The organism is Algoriphagus formosus, assembly GCF_002807035.1.
In the GTDB taxonomy this organism is placed as follows: Bacteria; Bacteroidota; Bacteroidia; order Cytophagales; family Cyclobacteriaceae; genus Algoriphagus; species Algoriphagus formosus.
This window is the reverse complement of record NZ_NIUC01000001.1, coordinates 759384-782441: the sequence shown is the minus strand read 5'-3', so window position 1 is coordinate 782441 and position 23058 is coordinate 759384. Positions and strand designations below refer to the sequence as shown.

Below are 23058 nucleotides of genomic sequence, written 5' to 3'. Positions count from 1 at the left end.
ATCCAAAAAATCAGGCAGCATGTGATAAAAATCGGGTTTTTGAAGATGCGCATTATCCGGGTAAAGCCGCAATAAGCCAAAGAATAAATGTCATGATAGCCATAAAAACCGTATAGAATCCATTTCCTACTTTTTTGAAAAACTTGACCAAGGATGTATCAGATTCTTTGATGTAAAACATCCACTCTTCCTCATTCTTTTTCTTTTCGTCCTTTCTGACTTTATCTCTTTTTACTTCTACGGGACTTAGGTTTTTGCCACAGTGATCACAGGTGTCATCAATATTTTGATTCCACTCAGACCAATTTCCGCAGTATGGGCATTTTTTCTGTCCCATTCGAATTTTGTTTTATACTGTGTCGATTGCCTCAAGAATGGTTTTACTGGCAATACGATTTTTTCCTTCGATTATCAATGGAGAAGGGGCTCATCATATCGAATGACCACAAAATATAAACCAATCATTGTATGCCCCCCAATTATCTTACCTATTCTATGCTCTTCTTCTCAATTCACAAACAGGATAAGCAAGGGAAGGTTATCTCGGTGTCAAAATCAGAGCATCTTTAGCACTTTCAACTATTTCATTTTTGTCCATTAATTGATAGCGGTATTTTCCTTTTGTATAGAGGGAAGCCTGATCCCGGTAGTGTTTGCTGAATCTATTCCCACTTTGACCTGTAGGCAATACCGAAAGCGAGCGATCTACATCCATGAAGTCTAGCAAAATCCGCATAGCCGGTCCCGATGTCACTTTGTAAATACCTTCTCCATTGAGTTTAAATGCCAACTTATTTACTGATTCGTCATTTGCAGGAACTGGGTCAGTTTTTACATTGAAAATCTTGTCCAGTGGTTTTTGGCTACCTAAAGGATGTGGATGCTCCAATATCACTGCTTTTTCCCAATCCCAGGAATTTATGTTGTCCCCAAACTGGGCTTCTAGCTCTTGCAGGGTGATTTTAAGGCTCTCTGAAAAAATTTGAGATGCATTTTCTTTTTCGGGAGTGTTTACCTTATCCCACCAAGGATGGTCAAAGTTTCGAATGAAAGGCAAATTTGAACGGATCATGACAAAGGACCCTAAATAACTTTCGAAAGCTTCCTTTCCAAGCTCATCTTCCATAGCCAATCTCAAAACATGATAAAGCCATTTGTAATAAATGGTAGGAATAGAGGAGCTGAGTTCATGATTTCCATCCCAGTTTTCCAACAAGCTTTTGACCCGTTCTTTCCCTTCAAAATCAAAATCGGGAATTTGACTTAACATGATTTTGGCAATCTGGGCATGATCGGTATTCACTACCTCAAGTTGAATCGCTTTCATTTCTTGGATAGTCCATTCATCCTTGGAATTGATTGCATCTGCAATTCGCTTCCAGCGTTCTCCCGGGAAATAATATCCTGGAAAAAGTATGCCGTTTTGAAGTGTGTCGGGCTGATTATTTGCAGAGGCCACAAAACCCGATGGAGGGTTGATACTCATTGGGTTCAAACTGAATGGATACCATCCTTGCGGTATGCTTTCAGGATCAGAACCATCAGCAAAAATTTTTGAATGGACCTTTTCAGACCGGATAGGTAACTTCCCCGCTGCCCACCAGGCAATATTCCCAAGACTATCGCCATACATGATATTTAGCCCCGGAGCATGTATCAGAGATGCAGCGGCTGTCATATCCTCCAAGTCCTGTGCGTGGTTGATTTTGTAGATGGCTTCCAAAGCACGGGTTGGTTCCATCGTGTATACCCACCAGCTGCTTACAGGATTATCGGTCAAAGAGGCAATTTCAGGTACTACAGAATTTACGATAGGTCCATGAATGGTCTCTTTTATTTCAATTTCTACCGGGTCCTGACCTTTAACAGAAATTACATCTTTTCGCACGCTGAAGGGTAGAGCTTCATCGCCAAATTGATATTCATTCGAATTAGTCGGATTCAATTTGATTTCAAAAAAGTCTTGATCATCATTTTCAAACATCGTCAGTCCTACGCTGTGATGCCTGCTATGACCTACCAATCCAAAAGGAACTCCGGCTAAATGGTTTCCATAAAAACTGAATCCGGGATACTCTAAATGCGCTTCATACCAAACGGAGGGAGATGAAAATCCAATGTGAGTATCATTGGCAAAAATGACTTTTCCGCTCTTGGTTTTGCTCCCGGAAACTACCCATCCGTTAGATCCTTCCAATAAAGGGACAGGTAACTTTTCCAGTAGGCTGCTTAAACTTCCATTAGAGATGCTGTCGGGATAAAAGTTTGGGATGAAATGATGCTCGGGTAAAGTCTCTATCGAGAGAGCTTCCAGATACTCCTGTCCCAATTCACGACTCATTTTGGTGATAAGTGGATCGGTTTTTAGAGCCATTCCAAATGTAAAGGACATATAGCCAACGATTCCATGAATATCATTGAGGGTGAATTCTCTCGGTTTTTCTCCAAGTAGTAAGAATTCTATCGGTAAAGTGCCATTTTGAATAAATTCATTAACTCCGGCTATGTAGGCTTCAGTGGCATTTTTCCATGGAGAATCTGCTTGGGAATTCCAGAATTCTGTGGATGTTTGGGCATGTTCTGGAATACCGAGTGTTCTGAAAAATTGATCAATTTCGACCACATCGGGACCGAGAAACTCAGCCAAAGTTCCAGTGCCTACTCTTCGCATCATTTCTAATTGGAAAAGTCTATCCTGTGCATGCAGGTATCCTAAAGCCCGATAGGCATCCGATGCGTTCGAGGCATAAATATGCGGTACACCATACTCATCAAAATAAGCGGTGGTTTCCTCTGACAGTCCATTGATTTCAATTTCCCCCTTATATTGAGGCGAGTGGAAGAAGATAAAAACCAGAAGCCCCAAGGCAAGAATTAACACTAAGCCTCCCAAAAAGGCACCGACCTTTCTCATAGTAATCAAAGTTTTTAGAGGGTTCTAATTAAGAAAAAAATGATCAGTTTTTCGGCTATGATCAACTCAATTCTTCCACCGCTTGAAGAATAATTTTACAGGCATTCCGAATTTCTTCTTCAGTTATGACCAAGGGCGGAGCAATTCGCATGGAATCATCACAGAAGAGAAACCAGTCCGTGATTACACCGAGTTCTATCGCTCGGTCAATGATAGGCTTCAATACCTCGAAGGATTCAAATTCCACAGCCATCATCAGGCCTTTATTCCGAATACCTTTGATCTTTGGATGTACCAAAAGCTTTTTAAATAGATTCGCTTTTTCTTCTACTTGATCTATGAGCTTTTCTTCCTGCAAAATCTGAATAGTTGCTAGAGAAGCTGCTGCACTGACAGGATGTCCTCCAAAAGTGGTGATGTGACCGAGAAGTGGGTTGTTTTTGAAGGCGGCCATAATTTTCTGATTGGCTATGAAGGCCCCAATTGGCATTCCTCCTCCCATTCCCTTTGCGCAGACTACCATATCGGGTACTATTTCGAAATGTTCAAAAGCCCAAAACTTACCTGTTCTACCGAACCCTGCCTGAATTTCATCCAAAACCAACAAAGTTCCCGTTTCATCACATCGTTTTCTAAGCGCCTGAAAGTATTCTTTGCATGCCACTCTGATTCCCGCTTCTCCCTGAATCGTTTCTACAAAAACGGCTGCTGTTTTTTCAGTAATCCGATCGAGATGAGAATAAGCACCATACACGATATTGCTGATACCAGGAAGTAGGGGACGATAAGCTCTTTTGAAAATCTCATTGCCGCCAATACTCAATGCACCGTGAGAGCTTCCGTGATAAGCATTCACACAGGAGATCAGTTCTGAGCGTCCCGTATATCTCTTGGCTAATTTCATCGCCCCTTCAATCGCCTCCGAACCACTGTTGACCAAATACACATTGTTCAAGTGATCTGGAAGGGTATCACAGAGGGCCTTTGCTAGAAGTGTCTGCGGACTTTGGACATACTCCCCATACACCATAAGGTGGAGGTACTTGTCCAATTGTCCCTGAATAGCTTGAAGAACCTTGGGATGGCGATGGCCTACATTGCTGACACCAATTCCTGAGATCAAATCAATATATTTCCTGTCCTCAGGACCGTATAGGTAGATCCCTTCAGCTTTTTCTACTTCTATCAAAAGCGGAAAATCCGTGGTTTGGGCTAGATGACTAAGAAATAGTTGGCGGTGATTCATAGATGATAATTAGAAACTTCTAAAGCGGTAGAAAACGCCAAGCGGAAGTCTTTTGCCAAAGGAGTCCTTGAGAAAGAGCTCTCCGTGTTCGGCATTTTTAATGTTTTTGAAATTTGATTGAACCAGATTTACAGCAATCAGGGAGGAGAAGCTCAGTGAATACATGTTCAGAAGCAAGAAGTTGTTCACAGGATCCAATATTTCCGAGCAGATTTTCAGCATCTCATTGATCTGCTCCTCCAAAATCCATTTTTCTCCATCGGGTCCACGGCCATAGGCAGGTGGGTCAAGAATAATTCCTTGATAGATATTTCCTCTTCTTGCTTCTCTTTTGATAAATTTCAATGCATCATCCACAATCCAACGAATTCCATCAAGGCCAGATGCCTCCATATTGTGTCGGGACCAAGTCACAACTTGTTTGACAGAATCCAAGTGCGTGACATCAGCTCCTGCTGCCTTTGCTGCTACTGATGCAGCACCGGTGTAGGCAAATAGGTTCAACACCTTTGGTTTTTCTCCAGGAAATGACTGAATACTCTCATACAAGTAATCCCAATTGACTGCCTGCTCTGGAAATAGCCCAATGTGCTTGAAAGAAGTCTGAGCCAGATTTAATTTCAAGTCTAAGCCTTGCTGATTTTTATAATTAATCTGCCAGTTGTGAGGCATTTTTTTCAGTTGCTGCCAACTTCCTTTTTCAGGATTGTTTTTCTCTTTGGCAAAATGAGCATGGGCCTGCTTTTTCCATTCAGAATCAGGCAAGCTTTTGTCCCAAATGGCCTGAGGCTCTGGCCGGCTTAAGATAAAATCTCCAAAGCGTTCCAGTTTTTCGAACCCACCGGTATCTATCAATTCGTAATCATTCCAAGCTCCTGGGCTAAGGGAAAGTATTCGTTCTTCCATGTTTTGTCAAAATCTGAGGACAAAAGTAAGGGTTTTAGATCAGTCCCAACTTTTCGAGGGTCTTTTCACTGAATTCCCAGAGCTCTTCGGCATTGCTAGCGCTAAGACCTGCAGAATTCGGACTCTTCAGTTTCTTCCTCACGTAATAGCCTCCATTTTTTAATTTTGTAGAATCAGTTTTTGCCAGGAAAAGGGAGTTTTCGGCCCCTTTCTGTGCTGAGATAAAAAACAACTGTGTGGCCCGAATAATTGCTTTTGTAATAGGATCCGTCTCTGACCCAAAGGCTGTTTTTACCGCGCCGGGATGGAGACTAAAAGCCGTAATTCCTTCTTTTCCATATCGCTTGGCCAGCTCTTTTGCCATCAAAATATTGTATAGTTTGGCTTCTCCATAAGCTGTGATGGTACTGCTTACACTTGAAAGTCCAATATCATTGGATCTGAATTTCCCCAAGCGGTGTGCTTCAGAGCTCACCTGAATGACTTTTGCTTTTCCTTTGATAAGGGAGGGGAGAAGCTGATGAGTTAGCAAGAAATGACCCAAATGATTGACAGTAAAAGTCATGTCCAGACCCTTGTTATTTTTCTTTCCTCCAGGAAACATCCCACCTGCATTATTGATCATCAAATCGATCTTTGGAAAGTCCTTGTTGATTTTTTGGCTTGCTGCCTTCACCGATTCGAGGTCCGCAAGGTCAAATTCATAAAGTTTGAATTTTTCACGATTTGGAAATTTGGCGAGTTTGGATTCAGCCTTCTCTAAATTGCGCACCGGCAGGATAAACACTTCAGAATGGTCAAGTAGACCTTTTAGCGTTTCGAATCCTATGCCTGAAGTGCTTCCTGTTAGTACTGTGATCATATTAGTTTTCAATTTGATAAAAAATACTCATTTGGTACTCAATTAGATGAATGAAGCTTAGGCTAATATTGTTTTGGCTATGCTTATTTTTTAAATGAGAAATTGTATTTTTCCAACTGACCAACTCTTAAATCCCGCTAATTCTAAAATTCATGTCGAAAAAATTCATCGATATCGAGAAGGCTATTCATTCCAAAAATCCAAAACTCCTCAAGTGGATGCCGGGCTTTTTACTTTCTTATATCAAAAATGTCACGCATGAATCTTGGATGAATTCAGTCATGGCCCGTATCGGACATCTCAAAGGGCTAGATTTTGTAGATGCACTGGTCAAAGAGTTTGAGCTGGATGTGGAGCTGAAGGGTGCTGAGAAGATTCCCAAATCAGGAGGGATTATCATAGCTGCCAACCATCCCCTTGGTGGGATGGACGGGATAGCACTGATGCATGCCATCGGGAGACATCGGAAGGATTTTAGGTTTTTGGTCAATGACCTACTCATGACTTTTGATAATTTTGACCCTTTATTTATTCCTGTAAATAAGCACGGGCGGAATTCGGCAGATACCATGAAGAAAATCGATGAAGCCTATTCGGGAGATGGCGTGGTTTTGATTTTTCCGGCAGGCTTAGTCTCCAGAAAGTCAGATGAAGGAGTGAGGGATTTGACTTGGAGAAAGAGTTTTGTCAACAAGGCGAAAAAGAATAAGAAAAACATTATTCTTTGTTTTATTGAAGGTAAAAATTCTAAATTCTTTTATAATCTCGCGAGTTGGCGAAAAAAACTGGGGATAAAAGCTAATTTAGAAATGTTTTATTTGCCTGATGAAATGTATAAACAGCGAGGTCAGAAAGTGACGATCCATTTGGGTGATGTGGTTTCTTTCACGGAGTTGTCGGATGAACATTCAGATATTTATTGGGCAGGAGATTTAAAGAAAAGGGTGTACCAAATCGGAGAAGGTAAAAATCACCACGCGAAGCAAAAAAGCTAGATATTAACAGCTTGCTTCAAATTAGTAGACGACGGTTTGAAAATGAATTTACAAACAGGTGAAACTGGAGCAAAAAATGAGTAAGGAAGAAGCGATTATTCCTGCAGTAGATAAGGATATTTTGAAGTCAGAGCTTAGCCCTGATCGGTTTTTACGATATACCAACAATGGAAATAATCTAGTCTATCTAGTCAATCATCATAATTCGCCCAATGTGGTGCGAGAAATAGGACGATTGCGTGAACTTACTTTTCGAACAGCAGGAGGAGGGACAGGAAAGAGTCTAGACTTGGATGAAAATGATATTTGTCCTAATTGCTACGAGCAACTGATTACCTGGAACCCTGAAGATGAGGAAATCGTCGCAGGTTATCGGCTGATTCATTGCAAAAACGCCGTTTCCGAAGGTGGGAATATCAATCTGTCGACATTCCACCTTTTTGACTTTTCAGATGAATTTGTGAAAAATTACCTGCCCTACACCATTGAATTAGGAAGGTCGTTTGTGCAGCCTAAATACCAACCCAGCATCGATAATCGCAAAGGGATATTCAGTTTGGATAATCTTTGGGATGGGCTAGGAGGGGTCGTGCTACTGCATCCTGATGTCAAATATCTATTTGGTAAGGTGACCATGTATCCCCATTACCACAGGGAGGCGAGAGATTTGTTGCTTGTTTTTCTGAATCATTATTTTCCGGATAAAAACAACCTGGTCAACCCAAAGAAGGAAAAGACACTTACCTGCGATACTCATATTGGTACAGATCCTGATCCATTCAATGGATTGGGTTACAAGGAAGGCTACAAGTTGTTGAATTCACGAGTCCGGTCTTATGGAGAAAATATTCCCCCTTTGATCAATACCTATATGAATCTTTCTCCCACCATGATGACATTTGGTACGGCGTTGAATGATGAGTTTGGGGAAGTCGAGGAGACCGGTATTTTGATTACTTTGGATGATATCTACGAGTCCAAAAAGCATAGACACATGGATACATTCGAGCGGGATCGAGAATTTGGATCAAGAGATGTCTGAAAAGAAAATTACATTAATCGTTGGCGCCACGACCAATCCCTCTCGATATGCTTATTCGGCAGCCCAGCTTTTTTATGAAAAAGGAATTGAGTTTATCCCCATTGGAATCAAATCGGGTCAGGTATTTGGAAAGGAAATTCTAGACCTTCGTAAAAAACCATCTTTAAACGAGATCCATACTATCACATTATACATTGGTCCTCAAAATCAGGGCGAATGGATAGATTATTTGATATCATTGAAACCGCAGCGTATCATTTTTAATCCAGGAACAGAGAATAGGGATTTCGCCCAAAAGGCAAAAAATGAAGGGATTGAAGTTTTATTTGCCTGTAATCTCGTGATGCTTAGTACCGGGCAGTTTTGAATTTTTTGATGAAGTGATCCATGTAAAATACATGGGGAAAAGAGATTAAGGAGATCAAAATAAAAAACAGGAGCAAAAGCTCACTTTGATCCAAGAATCGCATTCCAAAGAGCAATAAACCGGAAATTCCAACTAGGCTTAAAAGGGTGAAGGGAATTAATTGTTTGGCGAATTTGAGTAGACTATTGTATTGGGGAAAGCGGTTTAAGAATTCGTATTCTAGTCTCATACTTGGTAAGGCATGCCAAAACCCAAAGTAGACTACGAAACTGATAAATAGTGGAGCCATGTAAAGAAGCGGAGCCAAAATGACAAGGTCTACTAAGCTTTCGAATTTAATTTTTCGGAAAGTCCAATATTCGATACCTATTGTCAAACTCAGGGAAACTCCCATTACCACAAATGAATAAGTTTCCAGAAAGGACACATCGACGATGGGGTCCAAAATGAAAGTTGTCATTTGAAAATCCCCAAATAAGATTACCGAAAGGAAAAAAGATCCTCGAGTGATGAATAACATTTTACTTCGAACATCCGAATTTTCAATTTTCAGAAAATGTGTTTGACCGAAATGGTAAGCCGAGAAGGCAAGAAAAATCACGAGTGCTACTTGTGGTAGAAAGTACCAAACGACTAGATAAGCACCAATTAGTGACAAATAACGAACTAGAAAAACAATCAAACCCTTAAAATCAATCGTTGGTTGGGAGGTTAAGTGATCAATGGCTCCATGTGGGATTCCAACGAATAATAAAACCAAGCCTGCAAATCCAAACTCGATATATTGTGGTAATTCTGGGATCAGTGAAAAGCCCAAACAAACCACCAATCCCAATATTTTGAACAAAGACTCAGTGCTTTTCATAGTACCAGAGGCTTTTTAGGTAAGGGGCAAATCGTACTTTTCGTAGGAGGTTGATTTCCTCCCAAAATGAGGTTTTGGCTTGAAGGAAGCGAAGGACATTTTCTGTGGAATTGACAGTAAATAAGTCAAAGAAGACGTTTTCCAGTTGCTCGGGCCATTTTTTTGCAATGTTTAGCAGGATGTTGTCGTAGAAAAAATGCCTGCTGGGAATTGATTTTTTAGAAAGTGCTAAGTCTAATTCCAGCTCATTGACGAGCTTTTGGCAATGTTCCTGGATAAATTGAAAAGTATAACCAGTGGAAGGTCTTGACCAGCCTGCTCGTGTCCCGATGGGAATCCATCTTTCATGAGTCTGAACAGTTTTATACTGTGTGCTCATGGGGATCGCTCCGGTCTCTTCAAAGTATACCGAATAATCCACGTTTTGAAGGTGCTTTTCTAAATATGAATCAAGAGAAGCCTTAAGGTTTTCTTTAGGAATAGCTTCCTCCGAATAGGCTGTATATTCTACCAAGGCATGCTTGGAGTCGTAGGGTAAAATGTATCCGAACGAGAAGTTTTTTTGATCCTGTGGTAAAATATCCATCAGGGTGACAGCAGAATCATCGAAGAAAGGTTGTTCCGTTTTTATTTTCCAACCGACAAATTGCTGCTTAAGGATTTTTTGATTTTGGAAGTCACCTTCTTCCAACCTTGAGTCTAGTAAATAATCACAAGTGAATGATTCTCCTGAATCTGTTTCGATCTCAAAATTTTGAGAAGTAGGGGAGATATTTGTGATTTTTTCTTCTAGGAAAGTGATAGAAGGGATACTAGAGAAATAAGCTTTCAGCTCTTTGAAAAAATTGCCAGCCTCAATGTGGTAATAATTTAATTCACCTAGTGGAAGTGTCAATTTGCTTCCATTTTTGGAGAGGTTTAGCTTGTTCCAAAATTTGGTTTCGGATTCAGGCTGGATTTCAAGTGGGCTTTTTGCCCAATAGCACCATGTTTTGTTTGGGAAGTTATCGCCCATGGGATCGATGACCAAAATTCGCTTTGACTTCAATTTACTTTTCGAAAGGTAAAAGAGCATGCTGTATGCTGCGCAACCTCCTCCGGCAAATATGTAGTCGTAGTGAACCATAGTGCATAAATTAGCCTCTCCCCGTGAAGGGAGAGGCGAATCTGATTAAGCAGTGGCAGTTTTGTTTTTAGATGATTCAGTAATAGCTACGTAGTAGATCACTAAGCCAAATCCGATTTTGTTGATAGCATCGGCAAGGTTGTAGAATAGGTCAATTGAACTTACTTCAAAAGCACCTGAAAGTAGGTTGCCAGGAAGTACCATGTATCCGATTGGATAGATAGACCATCCTAGTGTGATGAAGATCTTCAACAAGAACATTGCTCTTCCCATTGCAGGGCTGTCGCTTTCTTTTGCAAGCTTGGCAACGTCACCAGCGAATACTTCATAAACGATGTACAAATAACCTAAAGTGGAAATAATACCCCACATGATGTTACTGTCAATTCCTGAAGTTTCTCCAATGTAACCAGTCACAAGCATTACTAAAGAAGCAATGATCAATTTGAAAAGCGTGCTTCCTTTTGCTCCAAATGGCTTGGTAAGTAGGTAAAACTCAACGCACATCAATGGAACAGTCAGAGTCCAGTCAACATAACGGAAAGCTGTCGGACTAGAACCAGTCTGCAGGTAAAAGTCCCGCATGTAGTAATAGTGTACAGCCGCAATTCCGGTGATTAGGCCGGAAACCAATAGAGAAGTTTTCCACTTCCCATCTACAGAACCTCTCTCAACAAAGAAGAATACTGAGGAGGCAAACATGGCCATGTAACCAATAAAGAAGGTGATGGCGATCGGGTCTGAATTGATGATCTTGTCAAGACCGATCAACTCTGCTGCTAAGGTGATGTTCATTTGGTTATTATTAAGTTTGGTTAAATGATTTTAGATGTAAAAGATTTTAGAATTAAATTTGTTTAATCTTTAATACTAAAAATTGAACAAAAAGGTATAAGTGGTTCAAAAACAGGTATTAAATGATTATTATCAAGTATCAACAGGTGTAAAAAAATGTGATAAAATGGTTTAATTCAGAATATTATTTTGAATATTTGTTTAAATTCAGAATCAGGCCTAATCTGAAATGGAGTCTACATATTGCGTGCTCAACTCAGAATTTTTGCTTATCTTGCCGAATCATTTGAAACTTAAAAAATCACCGATTAAGCCTATTTGAAGGCTTTTTTTTCAAAAAATATGAGCGAAGAAAATGCGAAGAAACCGTCCGAATACGGTGCGAGTAACATCCAGGTTTTAGAAGGTCTTGAAGCAGTAAGGAAACGTCCAGCAATGTATATCGGAGATGTTGGCATCAAAGGACTTCATCATTTGATTTGGGAAGTTGTAGACAATTCAGTCGATGAGGCACTTGCAGGACATTGTGATACCATTAAGGTGACAGTCCATGAGGATAATTCGATTACCGTGGAGGACAATGGTCGGGGCATTCCTACCGATATGCACGAGAAAGAAAAGCGTTCTGCTTTGGAGGTTGTTTTGACAGTCCTTCACGCTGGAGGTAAGTTTGATAAAGACACTTACAAGGTATCAGGTGGTTTGCACGGTGTGGGTGTATCCTGTGTGAATGCACTTTCTACCGATTTGAAAGCTACGGTACATAGAAATGGAGTCATTTTTGAGCAGGAATTCAAAATTGGTGTTCCTCAGTACCCCGCTCGAGAAATAGGGAAAACGGAAAAGCGAGGAACTATCATTCATTTCAAACCTGATGATAGTATTTTCACTGTCACAGAGTTTCGCTATGAGACCATAGCAACCCGTCTTCGGGAAATGGCTTTTTTGAATGCAGGTATCCGCATATTTTTGACTGATCTTCGGGAGATTGAAGAGGATGGTAAGCCAAAGTCTGATGAATTTTATTCAGAAGGCGGACTCGTTGAATTTGTTCAATATCTGGATGAGACTAAGGAGAAAATTATTTCTGAGCCGATTTACATCGAATCACTAGATCAGGATGTACCGGTTCAAGTGGCAATGAGCTACAATAATTCTTACAGTGAAAATGTAGTTTCCTACGTCAATACGATTAATACTTACGAAGGAGGTACACATGTCACAGGTTTCCGAAGAGCGCTTACACGAACGCTGAAATCCTACGCAGACAAGTCCGGAATGCTTGATAAGCTTAAAATTGAGATTTCCGGAGATGACTTTAGAGAGGGATTGACTGCGGTCATTTCCGTTAAAGTAGCTGAGCCTCAATTTGAAGGTCAGACTAAAACTAAACTTGGTAACTCCGATGTAGTTGGAGCGGTTGATTCTGCAGTATCGGAAACCCTTCAATTTTGGCTCGAAGAGCATCCTAAAGAGGCCAAAACCATTGTAGGTAAGGTGATTTTGGCAGCTCAAGCCCGTCATGCTGCTCGAAAGGCCCGGGAGATGGTGCAGCGAAAGAATGTCCTTGGCGGCGGTGGTCTACCTGGTAAGCTAGCGGATTGTGCCAATAGTGATCCAACCGTATGTGAACTTTATCTAGTGGAGGGAGACTCTGCAGGTGGGTCTGCCAAGCAAGGTCGTGATCGTGACTTCCAAGCGATCTTACCGCTGAAAGGTAAAATCCTTAATGTGGAGAAAGCTCATGAGCACAAAATCTACGATAACGACGAAATCAAGAATATTCTCACCGCATTGGGCGTGAAATTCGGAACCGCTGATGATGATAAAGAATTAGATCTTTCTGGTCTTAGATATCATAAAATCATTATCATGACGGATGCTGATATTGACGGTTCACACATCCGAACCCTGATTTTGACGCTGTTTTTCCGGTACATGAGAAACCTCATCGAGAATGGGTACGTGTACATCGCATTGCCTCCTTTGTATCTTTTGAAGCGGGGTAAGGATGAGCGCTACTGCTGGACCGAAGAGGAAAGAAAGACTCTGATTGCCGATATGGCAAAAGACGGGAAAGAGGATAGTGTCAATATTCAAAGATATAAGGGTCTTGGAGAGATGAATCCTGAACAACTTTGGACCACTACCATGGATCCTAATATGCGGACCATCAAGCAGGTGACTATTGACTCTGCGGCAGAAGCAGATCACTTATTCAGTATGTTGATGGGTGATGAAGTAGCCCCAAGGAGGGAATTCATCGAACGAAACGCCAAGTATGCGAAGATCGATACTTAAAACATCGCAGAAGGGCTCCATCAGAGCCCTTTTTTGTTAATGATTAAATAAACAAGGCCCTATTATAGAATTATTATTTTTAAGCTCTTGCCAATTATCAATATTTATTTGTGGATAAATTTGGGGAGGAAAGGGCCTATCATCAAAAAATCAGTAAAAAATGAAACAAGCAGTCCGAGAGCGATTTGATTCAGTGATTCACAAAAGTGATTTGATCAGTAGAGATTTAAGCTGGATGAAATTTAATGACCGAGTATTGGATCAGTCTAAAAAAGATCATCGCTCGATTTTCGAAAAGCTCAAGTTTCTGGCCATTACTGCATCAAACTTGGATGAGTTTTTTATGATCCGAGTAGGGTCACTTTACAACTACCTCGATTATGACAAAGAGCGGATTGATTACTCTGGATTAAGGGAAGAGCCTTTTAAAGCTACCTTGATGGAAGAATGTCAAAACTTTCATCATGCCCAGCACGAGCATTTTCTCAATTCTATCTTGCCAGCCTTGCCCAATGAAGGCATCGCTTTATGCAATACATCTAAACTTACTGACGGTGAGCGAAAGAAGGTGAAGCAATATTTTGACCGGGCGATTTATCCGATGTTGACCCCAATGGTTTATGACGGGTATCGTACTTTTCCGATCTTGATGAATAAGCTGTTGATCTTTGGGGTCGTGACTACTACGCCCGGCGAAAGGAAGGACATGCGTAAACTTTCCTTTGTTCAGATCCCTGCTAATATTCCAAGATTCTTTGAAGTGGAGCGGGGGAATACCTTGTTTTTGGTGCCTATTGAAGAAGTGATTCGTGAAAATATCGTTTCCCTATTTCGAAATGTGGACATTCAGTCTATCAGCCTTTTCAGAATTACCCGAAATGGTGACTTTACTCTTGAAGAGAGTGAGGACATGGATGCCAATTTTCTCGAAGAGGTGAAGCGAAAGCTGATGGAGCGAAAGACTGGTCGAGTGGTGAAGATTGAAATCGAAGAAGGCTACAGTAAATGGATGCTGAATTCTCTTCTGGAGCGGTGGAAATTAGGCTCAGACTCTGTTTTTCATGTCAAGCGCGAAAGCATGATCGATTTCACCGGGCTTTGGCAAATTGTAGGAAACAAGCAGTTTCGTGACCGATTGCCACAGATGCCGGCTCCAGTAAAGCCTTTATCTTACCAAGATGAAGGAAACGCAGATATATTCGATACGCTGAAGGAGAAAGATATACTGCTTCATCATCCATACAACAACATTGATTCAATTCTTGATCTGATCGAAAAGGCAGCGGATGATCCAGGGGTGATGGCTATCAAAATGACTATTTATCGCTTAGCTAAGGATAGTCAGATTACTAAAGCCTTACTAAGAGCAGCCGAAAATGGAAAACACGTTTCTGTGCTTTTTGAAGTGAAGGCTAGATTTGATGAGGAGAATAATATCCGGGAGGCCAAAAGACTTCAGAAAGCCGGTTGTTTTGTGATTTATGGAATTACTCACCTTAAAACACATACCAAGCTACTCTTGATAGTCAAAAAGGATGGGGAAAAAATCACAAGGTTTGTTCATTTGGGTTCGGGTAATTACAATGAGGATACTGCTAGACTTTATACAGACATTGGGCTATTGACCACAAATGAGGTCTTGGCAAATGATGTGTCTGAGTTTTTTAATGTAATCACGGGACATTCGATGCCGACCAACTATCAAAACCTGATCACGGCGCCGAGAGATATGCGAAATCAGCTCATCCACTTCATAGAGCAGGAAGCAGAAAATGCTCGAAATGGATTGCCAGCGGGAATATTTATCAAAGTGAATTCCTTGGAAGATTCAGAGACGATTTATGCGCTATACAGAGCTTCTCAATCTGGAGTGACAGTGAAGCTAGTCGTACGAGGAATCTGCTGCCTCAGACCAGGTAGGGTAGGACTTAGTGAAAATATTGAGGTGATATCCATCGTTGGGGATTTCTTGGAGCACTCTAGGATTTACCATTTTCATAATAATGGAAATACCAGAACCTATGCCGGTAGTGCAGATATGATGGTGCGGAGTTTTGATAAGCGTCTTGAGAGTCTTTTCAAAGTAGAATCTCCTCTCTTGGAAAAGCAACTGATGAATATTTTGGCTTTCAACCTTCGAGATAATTTTAATGCTTACGTAATGCAGGAAGACGGGTCTTACATTGCTAAGAAACCGGAGGGAGACGAAGAGGTCTTTAATGTTCACAAGGAGTTTTTCAACTTGGATCCTGAAAAAGTGATGCAAGTCGAACTGATTCCTACTTACAGCAATCAATAAAAATGAAAACCGCGTTTCCTCGCGGTTTTTTTTTACATTTTTTGATAGTGACCCTTTTGTAGTCTCTTTTTTACCTTGAAATAATTCACTATCCCCACGAGAAGAAATATGATGCTTAAGGCAAAAGCTAAATAGCCCAAATTTCTTACATGGTCCAATTCCTTCACTTGGAAAAGGGCCGTGCCGGAGACAAGGAAGTATAGGGCCGTTCGAATGTAGGATAAAAGCGTCCGATCATTGGCTAAGGTTGTTCGCTGTCTTGCTAAAAAATCTCTGACTATCAGCTCATTTTCCTTTTCATTTTCCATATTTTTGAAGCTTGATTTAATATTTTAAAGAATAAATACTATGAAACGACTATTTACCCTTTTCATTTTCTGTTTTTCATCGAGCCTATTGTTTGCCCAGGAAGAAACACCCAAAGATACCACCTATTGGTTAAAAGAGATCGCAGGCGGTATCAATTTGAACCAAGGCTCATTTAGTAGTAACTGGACCGGTGGTGGTGTCAATTCCGTGGCTTTGGGCTTTTACCTGAATGGAAGGGCAAATTATAAAAAAGATAAGTGGACCTGGGACAATACAATGGATTTCATCTATGGTATCGTCAAAAATCAAGATGAGGATGCAAGAAAGTCTAATGACCGGATTTTTCTAGACTCCAAAGTAGGTTACAAAATCAGCGATCGATGGAATCTTTTTACTTCCTTGAACTTCCTTTCGCAGTTTGCTCCGGGATATGACTTTTCTGATGGAAATCGCACATTGATTTCCAAATTTGCAAACCCTGCATATTTGATGTCTTCATGGGGATTGGAATACAAGCCTAATTCAGAATTTATGCTTCGTCTTTCTCCATTTTCTCCAAGATTTACCTTTGTGACAGATACAGACCTCTATCTCACTGTTCCGGAGAATTATGGTGTACCTATCGGAGATAAGGTTAGGTCCGAGTGGCTGGCTTTTAGCTCCCTTCTAGAGTATAATAAGAAGCTATCCGAAAATGTCACCCTACTCATTCGCCATCAAATGTTTATTAATTATGAAAATTTGGCATTTGATGAGATTGATCACCGACTTGACGTGGCCCTTACAGCCAAGGTATCGAACTTAATCAGCGTCTCCTTGACCAGCTTGAGCATATATGATTTGGATCAGGACGATAAAATACAATTTAGCCAAGGACTTGCTTTGGGGATATCCTTTAGCAGAAGTACATTTCCAAAGGAATAAATAATTTTAACAAATTTTTATTTTGTGTTTTGATTTGAAAAGAATTGTATTATTTTTGAAATCATTGTGGTAGTTAAATAATAGTTGGTTTAGTTTTCAAATAAAGGGCAGGAGATTTTCTCCTGCTTTTTTATTGCCTTTATTTGAAAAGTCCAATATTTTTAAAATTTGAGTTCAATTGAAAGGAGGGATCCGGCCTGATAGGAAGAATTGGGATATAGATTCAAATTTGTACTTTAGAAAGATGACTTTTTCGATTTTAACGAATTACCCAGAATAGAATTGACCATAAAAAAAGCCATGCGTCGGCATGGCTTTCATTTTGGAGGGTAAATTCCCTTATCCTTTCACAACTGAAAAATCAAAAGTCTCCAGGAATTTGGTTGTAAAGTTTCCTTCTTTGAATTGCTCGTTTTCCAGCAAAGCAATATGGAACGGAATGGTGGTTTTGATACCATCAATCACAAATTCTTCTAATGCCCTTTTCATTCTCACAATCACTTCCTCTCTAGATTGTCCACTTACGATGAGTTTGGCAATCATGGAGTCATAATTAGGCGGAATTACATAGCCTGCATATACGTGTGAATCGACCCGAACTCCTCTGCCGCCTGGAAGGTGAAGATTATTGATTCTTCCCGGACTAGGGCGGAATCCATTTGCAGGATCTTCTGCATTGATTCTACATTCCATTGCAAAGAGCTTTGGATAGTAATTTCTACCGCTGATTTTTTCTCCTGCGGCTACCTTGATTTGCTCTTTGATCAAATCGAAATCTGTTACTTCCTCCGTGATAGGATGCTCCACCTGAATTCGGGTGTTCATCTCCATGAAATAGAAGTTGCGGTTTTTATCCACCAAGAATTCGATTGTACCTGCGCCTTCATATCCGATTGCTTCGGCACCTTTGATCGCAGCTTCGCCCATCTCATGTCGGAGTTCGTCTGTGATGAAGGGTGAAGGAGTCTCCTCGACTAGTTTTTGATGTCTTCGCTGAATAGAGCAATCTCTTTCAGAAAGATGACATGCCTTTCCATTGCTGTCTCCTACGATTTGAATCTCGATGTGACGAGGCTCTTCAACGAATTTCTCTAGGTAAAGACCGTCATTTCCAAAAGCAGCTCCAGATTCCATTTTGGCGTCATCCCAAGCTTTCTGGAAGTCTTTATCTTCTTTTACGATTCGCATTCCACGGCCACCGCCACCCGCAGTTGCCTTTAGGATCACCGGATAGCCCATTTCATTGGCTAGCTTCAATCCTTGCTCTACGGAGTCTAGAAGTCCCTCTGAGCCGGGGATTGTAGGTACTCCAGCAGCTTTCATGGTAGCTTTTGCAGTCGCCTTATCACCCATTCTATCGATCATGTCAGGAGATGCTCCGATGAATTTGATTCCGTATTCTTCACAGATCTTGGAAAATTCGGCGTTTTCGGAAAGAAACCCGTAGCCCGGATGGATCGCATCAGCGTTTGTGATCTCAGCAGCTGCAATGATACGAGGGATGTTGAGGTAGGAGTCCCTACTTGGAGCAGGACCTATGCATACAGCCTCATCCGCAAATCTGACATGAAGACTATCCTTGTCTGCAGTTGAATAGACAGCAACCGTTTTGATGCCCATTTCCTTACAGGTACGGATTATCCTTAGGGCGATTTCTCCTCGGTTCGCGATTAATATTTTTTTAAACACAATAAGTGGGTTTTGGTGAAAAAATTAACCAGCTGGATCTACAAGGAAAAGTGGCTGATCATACTCTACAGGGGTAGCATTGTTGACAAGAACTTTGACGATTTTGCCGGATACCTCTGATTCGATTTCGTTAAAAAGCTTCATTGCCTCAATAATGCAGACTGTCTGACCAGCTTTCACGCTATCTCCAACATTCACAAATGGATCGGAATCAGGGTTTGGAGTGGTGTAAAATGTACCAATCATTGGAGACTTGATTTCGATCAAGTTTGAGGAAGACTCTGCAGCTGATTCTTTGGGAGACTCAGCAGGAGCAGCGGGTGCTGATGCTTGAACTGGGGCAGGTGCAGGAGCCGCAGGAGCTGCTTCTACTGCTCTGAAGCTTTGGTCTGCATATTTTTTGATCGAAAGTTCAAACTCGTCTGTTTTGATTTTAACTTCGGCAAGACCAGAATTTGAGATATAATCGATCAGCTCTTGAATTTCTTTTGCTTTCATGTTTTTTGAGTTTTTAAAGGTTTTTAATCATCTGGATCTTGCATACCTACTGATTTGCTTTAGGTAATTGGACCTGATTTCAAAATTCCTTTTTGTTTTAGCTTCTTAGACTGGGGTTTTCAAAATAACAAAAGCTATGAGAAGAACTCATAGCTCTATTTTTATTTAACTCGCTCGGAATAAGAACCGTCTCGAGTATCCACTTTGATCATAGTATCTTGATCTACGAAAAGTGGAACCATTACTGTAGCTCCTGTTTCCAAGGTAGCAGGTTTAAGCGTATTAGTGGCTGTGTCACCTTTGATTCCCGGCTCCGTGTAAGTAATCATCAATTCTACAAATGGAGGTAATTCTACCGCAAGTGGAGTTTCTGTTTCATCGTGTACAAGAATATCCACGAGTTGACCTTCTTTAAGCAACTCAGGTCTTTCAATCAATGATTCTTGAATCAAAAGTTGCTCGAATGAATTGCTGTCCATGAAATTGTACCCCATGTCATCTTTATAAATGAACTGGTGTGGACGTTTTTCTACCCGGGCAGTAGTTACTTTCTCACCTGCATTGAAGGTTTTGTCGAGCGTTTTACCGGTTTTTAAACTTTTTAGCTTAGTTCTTACAAAAGCTGCCCCTTTCCCAGGCTTGACATGCTGGAATTCTACAATGCTCCAGATATCATTATTCATTTCTAGACAGAGTCCATTTTTAAAATCTGCTGTCGACGCCATATTAATTATTTGAGTTTATTCTTAATGAAATTACTTCGGGTCATAGGCCCATTTGACATAGATCGCACCCCAGGTGAACCCTCCACCAAATGCGGCTAGAATGAGATTATCTCCTTTTTTCAGTTGCTTCTCATAGTCCCAAAGGCAAAGAGGAATAGTTGCTGCTGTGGTATTGCCATAGCGCTCAATATTCATCATTACTTTCTCAGGTCCTACACCCATTCTGTTTGCAGTAGCATCAATGATGCGCTTGTTGGCTTGATGGGGTACTAGCCAAGCGACATCATCTCCTTTAAGACCATTTCGCTCCATTACTTCTGCACTGACGTCTGCCATATTGGTTACAGCGAACTTGAACACAGTAGAACCTTCTTGGTAAGCATAATGCTCGCGGGCTTCTACTGTCTCGTGCGAAGCTGGCCTTCTGCTTCCTCCTGCTTTCATGTGGAGAAATGGTTCGCCTGAACCATCAGACCTCAATATTGCATCTCTGATTCCCAAGTCTCCCTCGGCTGGCTCCAATAAAACTGCTCCAGCTCCATCACCAAAAAGAATACAGGTAGTTCTGTCTTTGTAATCTACAATGGAGGACATTTTATCTGCACCTACCACAAGTACTTTCTTATGCGTACCAGACTCGATAAATTGTGAGCCAAGCTGTAAAGCATACAAAAACCCTGAGCAGGCTGCGGAAATATCAAAGCTAAAGCTGTTTTTCGCACCGATTTTATCAGCGATTATGTTGGCAGTAGCAGGGAAGGGCATGTCCGGAGTCACTGTGGCACAGATGACTACTTCGATGTCTTTGGGGTCAGTATTGGTTTTTTCAAGGAGCCCTTTAGCAGCTTCAATCCCCATCACTGAGGTTCCTTGGTTTTCGCCTTTTAAAATTCTTCGCTCCTTGATGCCGGTTCTTGAGGTGATCCACTCGTCGTTAGTTTCGACCATTTTCTCAAGTTCCTTGTTGGTCAACCGGTACTCAGGTACATAGCCTTGTACGCCGGTGATCATGGCTTTTATTTTCTCCATTCGAATTGGGTTAAAAAAGGCGATCACTCGCCTTATTCATTTTTGGGTTTGCCCCTTTTTTGTAAAGAAGGTCAAAAATATCATAAATGCCTCTTACCACCAAAAATATTCCATTTGTAATATCTTAAGTGTTTGATAGCGAGGGTATTGAAATTTTTGGCATAAAAAAAATCCAAACTATAAATAGAATGGATTTATGATTCAGTGAAATTTTGGCTTATGCCATTACTTCTTTTTCGATGATTACCTGTCCTTTGTAGTACAATTTGCCGTCAAGCCAAAAAGCTCTATGAGGCAAGTGCATTTCACCAGTAGTAGGACATTTTGCCAAACCAGGAGCTTCTAGCTTGTAATGAGTTCTTCTTTTATCTCTTCTGGTTTTGGAAATCTTTCGTTTAGGATGTGCCATTTTATGCGTGATTTAAGAGTTCTATTACTTTTTTTTATTTAGATTTTTTAGCTTTTCCCAGCGGGGATCTACGTTTACGTCTTCATCATCAGATTCCTCTGATTCTTTTTCAGAATCGATGTAGACATAAAGCCCGTCCAATTCATCTTCCTCATCATCGAGTTCGTTTCGATGGTCAGGATGAATTTTTTTTGCCGGTAAGGCTAAAAGAATGAATTCATAAATAAGCTGAGCCACATTTACTTTTGGCGTGTCTCTGGTGATCATGAAAACATCCTCGTCAATTTCTTTTTCTTCTGAGCCATATTTAAATATCATGGTTTCCTCGGATTCAAGCGGAGAGTCAAACTCTTCCAAACTTCTATCGCAGGTGAGCCTAACGCTTCCCTTGATGTGGAAATCCATTTCGATCAAATTTGCTCCTTTGTGCATGCTGACCCTTATGGTCAAGTTGCCATTTTGAACCAGATCATTCTCACCGAATTCTCTGAAGAATCGATCATTAACATCAAATTCTAATTCATGTGTCCCTTCTGGGTATTTAATTACCTCAATGTCAAAGTTCTGCAGGAATTTCACGACGTCTCTTATCGATTTTAAGACCGCAAAAATAGGTAATTAATTGGAAAGATTAAAATGAAAGAGAATTATATTTTCCTTTCACCGCAGGGCTATTTTTATTCTGCGTCCTCTGTTTCTTCCTCTAAGACTTGGTGAGCCCTAATTACATCCAAAGCCAGAAATAATGCGGCCCTGATTGAACCTTCATCTGCTAGTCCTTTACCAGCAATATTATAAGCTGTCCCATGATCTGGGGAAGTTCTGATAATCGGAAGCCCTGCTGTGAAATTAACCCCATCGCTAAACGCCATGGATTTGAAAGGAATCAATCCTTGATCATGATACATTGCTAGAACTCCATCAAATTTGGTCTGATGCATCATACCAAAAAAGCCATCAGCAGGGTAGGGACCAAAGACTAATTTATTCTGATCTTTCAGTTGGTTGATTGCTGGTTTAATGACCTCGATTTCCTCTTTACCAAGCAGGCCATCTTCACCTGCATGAGGATTTAGACCTAGAATCGCAATTTTTGGTCGATTGATGCCAAAGTCTTTTTCTAAACTTGAAAGCATGAGATTAGCCTTCCGCTTGATTCTTTCCACGGTGACTGCTTGACTCACCTGAGCAATTGGCATATGTCCTGTTACCAGTCCTACGCGCAGTTTGTCCGATACCAAAAACATCAGACTGTCCTTGGCATTGACTGCTTCGCTTAGGAATTCCGTGTGGCCAATGAATTTGATCTCTTCGCTATTGATATTGTTCTTGTTCAGGGGAGCGGTCACTAGCGCATGGATTTTTCCCTCTTTCAGGTCTGCAACTGAGGTCCGAAGTGCTTCCAAAGCCAATTTTCCTGCCTCTTGGGTTTCTACGCCGGGAATAATTTCCGGGCATTCCTCCATCACATTGATCACATTGATTCGTTTATGCTGGATTTCATCGATGGATCTGATCTGTAAAAAGTTGAATCCTTCCAGATCTAGCATTTTTTTATAAACACTGAGCACTTTTCCATGCCCATATATCAGAGGCACAAAGTCTTGATGAACTCGGGAGTCCTGAAGCGCTTTCATCACTACTTCCGGGCCTATTCCGTTTATATCTCCGATACTGATCCCAATTATGGGTTTATGTTGCTTTGCTGTCATATTGCTTTGCTCAAAAAAGGCTACTTACAATCACTGTCGAACTTA

Annotated in this window: 22 protein-coding genes; 6 read left to right on the top strand and 16 right to left on the bottom strand. The window is 40.9% G+C overall.

Annotated elements, in window-relative coordinates:
* Nucleotides 1-52: 52 nt before the first annotated feature.
* From CDH51_RS03505 to CDH51_RS03485, 5 genes are all read right to left on the bottom strand, one after another.
* Complete coding sequence (locus CDH51_RS03505; RefSeq protein WP_100627267.1) at nucleotides 53-337, bottom strand: class I tRNA ligase family protein; 285 nt, start codon at nucleotides 335-337, stop codon at nucleotides 53-55.
* A 201-nt stretch (nucleotides 338-538) separates the two neighbouring features.
* Nucleotides 539-2914 (bottom strand): penicillin acylase family protein, encoded by a 2376-nt coding sequence (locus CDH51_RS03500; RefSeq protein ID WP_100627266.1) that lies wholly within the window; start codon nucleotides 2912-2914, stop codon nucleotides 539-541.
* 61 nt (nucleotides 2915-2975) lie between these two features.
* Nucleotides 2976-4160 (bottom strand): aspartate aminotransferase family protein, encoded by a 1185-nt coding sequence (locus CDH51_RS03495; protein ID WP_100627265.1) that lies wholly within the window; start codon nucleotides 4158-4160, stop codon nucleotides 2976-2978.
* Nucleotides 4161-4169: 9 nt separating this feature from the next.
* Nucleotides 4170-5066 carry a class I SAM-dependent methyltransferase gene (locus CDH51_RS03490; protein ID WP_100627264.1) on the bottom strand — a complete coding sequence of 299 codons (897 nt, stop codon included), beginning with the start codon at nucleotides 5064-5066 and terminating at the stop codon, nucleotides 4170-4172.
* 34 nt (nucleotides 5067-5100) lie between these two features.
* Nucleotides 5101-5928: an SDR family NAD(P)-dependent oxidoreductase gene (locus CDH51_RS03485; RefSeq protein WP_100627263.1), complete on the bottom strand. Its 828-nt coding sequence runs from the start codon at nucleotides 5926-5928 to the stop codon at nucleotides 5101-5103.
* Between the two features lie 152 nt (nucleotides 5929-6080).
* On the opposite strand from CDH51_RS03485, the gene CDH51_RS03480 reads away from it, so the two are divergent.
* The 3 genes from CDH51_RS03480 (at nucleotide 6081) to CDH51_RS03470 (ending at nucleotide 8332) form a co-directional block, all read left to right on the top strand.
* Nucleotides 6081-6923, top strand: coding sequence for a 1-acyl-sn-glycerol-3-phosphate acyltransferase (locus CDH51_RS03480; protein ID WP_100627262.1), 843 nt, complete (start codon nucleotides 6081-6083; stop codon nucleotides 6921-6923).
* A gap of 76 nt (nucleotides 6924-6999) precedes the next feature.
* The gene (locus CDH51_RS03475) at nucleotides 7000-7965 is read left to right on the top strand and encodes a GNAT family N-acetyltransferase (RefSeq protein WP_100627261.1); all 966 of its coding nucleotides are present in this window, start codon (nucleotides 7000-7002) and stop codon (nucleotides 7963-7965) included.
* Nucleotides 7958-8332, top strand: a complete 375-nt coding sequence (locus CDH51_RS03470) for a CoA-binding protein (protein ID WP_100627260.1) — start codon at nucleotides 7958-7960, stop codon at nucleotides 8330-8332. The genes CDH51_RS03475 and CDH51_RS03470 overlap by 8 nt, the downstream gene beginning before the upstream one ends.
* On the opposite strand, the gene CDH51_RS03465 is transcribed toward CDH51_RS03470, so the two are convergent.
* Genes CDH51_RS03465 through CDH51_RS03455 form a run of 3 tightly spaced genes read right to left on the bottom strand, consistent with a single transcriptional unit; the run spans nucleotide 8313 to nucleotide 11118 of the window.
* A complete protein-coding gene (locus CDH51_RS03465) occupies nucleotides 8313-9197 on the bottom strand; it encodes a Brp/Blh family beta-carotene 15,15'-dioxygenase (RefSeq protein ID WP_100627259.1) in 885 nt (294 codons plus the stop codon). The two genes, CDH51_RS03470 and CDH51_RS03465, sit on opposite strands and share 20 nt — an antisense overlap.
* Nucleotides 9184-10323, bottom strand: a complete 1140-nt coding sequence (locus CDH51_RS03460) for a lycopene cyclase family protein (protein WP_100627258.1) — start codon at nucleotides 10321-10323, stop codon at nucleotides 9184-9186. The genes CDH51_RS03465 and CDH51_RS03460 overlap by 14 nt, the downstream gene beginning before the upstream one ends.
* A 45-nt stretch (nucleotides 10324-10368) precedes the next feature.
* Nucleotides 10369-11118: a bacteriorhodopsin-like gene (locus CDH51_RS03455; RefSeq protein ID WP_100627257.1), complete on the bottom strand. Its 750-nt coding sequence runs from the start codon at nucleotides 11116-11118 to the stop codon at nucleotides 10369-10371.
* Nucleotides 11119-11460: 342 nt separating this feature from the next.
* Between CDH51_RS03455 and gyrB the strand changes: the two genes are divergently transcribed.
* Nucleotides 11461-13419, top strand: a complete 1959-nt coding sequence (gene gyrB / locus CDH51_RS03450) for a DNA topoisomerase (ATP-hydrolyzing) subunit B (protein WP_100627802.1) — start codon at nucleotides 11461-11463, stop codon at nucleotides 13417-13419.
* 160 nt (nucleotides 13420-13579) lie between these two features.
* The gene (gene ppk1, locus CDH51_RS03445) at nucleotides 13580-15718 is read left to right on the top strand and encodes a polyphosphate kinase 1 (RefSeq protein ID WP_100627256.1); all 2139 of its coding nucleotides are present in this window, start codon (nucleotides 13580-13582) and stop codon (nucleotides 15716-15718) included.
* A 32-nt stretch (nucleotides 15719-15750) separates the two neighbouring features.
* On the opposite strand, the gene CDH51_RS03440 is transcribed toward ppk1, so the two are convergent.
* Complete coding sequence (locus CDH51_RS03440) at nucleotides 15751-16026, bottom strand: DUF202 domain-containing protein (RefSeq protein WP_026945946.1); 276 nt, start codon at nucleotides 16024-16026, stop codon at nucleotides 15751-15753.
* A gap of 40 nt (nucleotides 16027-16066) precedes the next feature.
* On the opposite strand from CDH51_RS03440, the gene CDH51_RS03435 reads away from it, so the two are divergent.
* Entirely contained in the window at nucleotides 16067-16951 is an 885-nt protein-coding gene (locus tag CDH51_RS03435; protein WP_100627255.1) for a DUF3078 domain-containing protein, read from the top strand.
* 339 nt (nucleotides 16952-17290) lie between these two features.
* Here the strand turns inward: CDH51_RS03435 and accC are convergent, their stop codons facing one another.
* The 7 genes from accC to pdxA all read right to left on the bottom strand — a co-directional run bounded on the left by accC (nucleotide 17291) and on the right by pdxA (nucleotide 23013).
* Nucleotides 17291-18640 carry an acetyl-CoA carboxylase biotin carboxylase subunit gene (gene accC, locus CDH51_RS03430; RefSeq protein ID WP_026945944.1) on the bottom strand — a complete coding sequence of 450 codons (1350 nt, stop codon included), beginning with the start codon at nucleotides 18638-18640 and terminating at the stop codon, nucleotides 17291-17293.
* A 24-nt stretch (nucleotides 18641-18664) separates the two neighbouring features.
* Nucleotides 18665-19138 carry an acetyl-CoA carboxylase biotin carboxyl carrier protein gene (accB, locus tag CDH51_RS03425; RefSeq protein WP_100627254.1) on the bottom strand — a complete coding sequence of 158 codons (474 nt, stop codon included), beginning with the start codon at nucleotides 19136-19138 and terminating at the stop codon, nucleotides 18665-18667.
* Between the two features lie 161 nt (nucleotides 19139-19299).
* On the bottom strand, nucleotides 19300-19863 hold the full coding sequence (gene efp / locus CDH51_RS03420; RefSeq protein WP_024282118.1) for an elongation factor P: 564 nt from the start codon (nucleotides 19861-19863) through the stop codon (nucleotides 19300-19302).
* A 30-nt stretch (nucleotides 19864-19893) separates the two neighbouring features.
* A complete protein-coding gene (locus CDH51_RS03415) occupies nucleotides 19894-20892 on the bottom strand; it encodes a beta-ketoacyl-ACP synthase III (RefSeq protein WP_100627253.1) in 999 nt (332 codons plus the stop codon).
* Between the two features lie 217 nt (nucleotides 20893-21109).
* The gene (gene rpmF / locus CDH51_RS03410) at nucleotides 21110-21301 is read right to left on the bottom strand and encodes a 50S ribosomal protein L32 (RefSeq protein WP_024282120.1); all 192 of its coding nucleotides are present in this window, start codon (nucleotides 21299-21301) and stop codon (nucleotides 21110-21112) included.
* A gap of 24 nt (nucleotides 21302-21325) precedes the next feature.
* Complete coding sequence (locus CDH51_RS03405; RefSeq protein ID WP_100627252.1) at nucleotides 21326-21880, bottom strand: YceD family protein; 555 nt, start codon at nucleotides 21878-21880, stop codon at nucleotides 21326-21328.
* 98 nt (nucleotides 21881-21978) lie between these two features.
* Nucleotides 21979-23013, bottom strand: coding sequence for a 4-hydroxythreonine-4-phosphate dehydrogenase PdxA (gene pdxA / locus CDH51_RS03400; protein WP_100627251.1), 1035 nt, complete (start codon nucleotides 23011-23013; stop codon nucleotides 21979-21981).
* Between the last annotated feature and the right edge of the window lie 45 nt (nucleotides 23014-23058).